This is a genomic window from Vibrio cincinnatiensis (assembly GCF_022113815.1).
In the GTDB taxonomy this organism is placed as follows: Bacteria; Pseudomonadota; Gammaproteobacteria; order Enterobacterales; family Vibrionaceae; genus Vibrio; species Vibrio cincinnatiensis_A.
In genome coordinates, this window is the sequence record NZ_SGOM01000055.1 from 1 (window position 1) to 1,456 (window position 1,456).

Annotated in this window: 1 protein-coding gene; it reads left to right on the plus strand. The window is 38.0% G+C overall.

The window, feature by feature from the left end:
* Positions 1–97 precede the first annotated feature (97 nt).
* Complete coding sequence (locus EXA13_RS16530; RefSeq protein ID WP_238134087.1) at positions 98–562, plus strand: GNAT family N-acetyltransferase; 465 nt, start codon at positions 98–100, stop codon at positions 560–562.
* Positions 563–1,456 lie beyond the last annotated feature (894 nt).

Below are 1,456 nucleotides of genomic sequence, written 5' to 3' on the forward strand. Positions count from 1 at the left end.
GGTTGGTATTTGAGGTGACGGCTGATTAGTTTTAGTGCAGCTGTTAGCGTTGCTTGCCCCTTAATGCGGCGTTAGCTGAATGGTGGTAAATATCAGCATGATCGAAATTAGAAAGTATCAAGAATCAGATGCGCATGATTTATGGGCTATTTTTTATCATACGGTTCGTAATGTGAACTTACGTGATTATTCGCAAGCCCAAGTTGAAGCATGGGCTCCAGATGATTTTTCTTCGGAGATTTGGCAACGAAAAATGAACGTGCTGTCACCTTTTGTGGCTGAAATTGATGGAAAAATTGTCGGTTATAGTGATCTTCAAGAAAATGGATTAATTGATCATTTCTTTTGTCACCATGAACATCAAGGTCAAGGAGTCGGACGACAGTTAATGGAACATGTACTCAGAATGGGTAAGTTACAAGGAATTACTAGGTTTTACTCTGAGGTGAGTATTACAGCTCGTCCGTTTTATGAGAGATTTGGGTTCAGGGTTACACAAGAGCAAACCATAGAAGTCCGCGGTCAAAAGCTGTGCAACTTTGTCATGGAGAAATTCAGCTAACAAACGCTTCAAGAGGGACAGCCAACGCGTGGTATTTTTACTATGCGTTGCTTTTTGTGATTACGGTGCTATGCGGTAAGTTGGCAGTAGCGTTGTCTGCCCCTTAAGCGGGCGTTATGTAACCGTAGAGAAAAGACCACAATATATTGAAAATCAAAGTGTTTTTATGATTTCTTTACTTTGAATTTAGCTTCTACTTTGTCTGTTTGATACTTTTAACTGATTGTTTTTTATTAGTTATTTTTTAATTTATAAACCCAGTTGTGTTCATATTGGTTTAGTTTTCGTCTTCTTGTCCTTCGAGTCTTTATTCAGCATTTAATGGTAAAGTGGGTTTGCGTTCAGCTTGTCTATAGTCATGATCCGCAGAATCAAGTTACTTTTGTAGTTGCCAGAGTTTTTTCTACTAGGTCAATGCTGACTTTTCGTGTAAGTTAAATCGTGTTTGGCGATGCTGTTTTTGGTAATGCTTTGAAATAGTTAGTAAAGTTACATAACAAAGCATTTAAGAGGGACAATCAACGCGTGGCATTTTTGGTTTGGATGCGCATTTGAGGTTACGGCAGGTTAGTTTAAGTTCAGCTGCTAGCGTTGCTTGCCCCTTAATGCGGCGTTATGTAACCGTAGAGAAAAAGACCACAATATATTGAAAATTAAAGTGTTTTTATGATTTCTTTACTTTGAACTTAGCTTCTAGTTTGTCTGTTTGATACTTTTAACTGATTGTTTTAATTGGTTATTTATACGGTTTGTAAAGTTAGTCTTATTCATGTTGATTTGGTTTTCGTCTTCTTGTTCTTCGAGTCTTTATTCAGCGCTTACTGGTGAAGCGGGTTTGCGTTCAGCTTCTCTATAGTCATGATCCGCAGAATCAAGTTACTTTTGTAGCTGCCA

Bases quoted from the DNA above. Each gene is read 5' to 3' on its own strand.
- EXA13_RS16530 (WP_238134087.1), top strand. From the start codon at position 98: ATGATCGAAATTAGAAAGTATCAAGAATCAGATGCGCATGATTTATGG.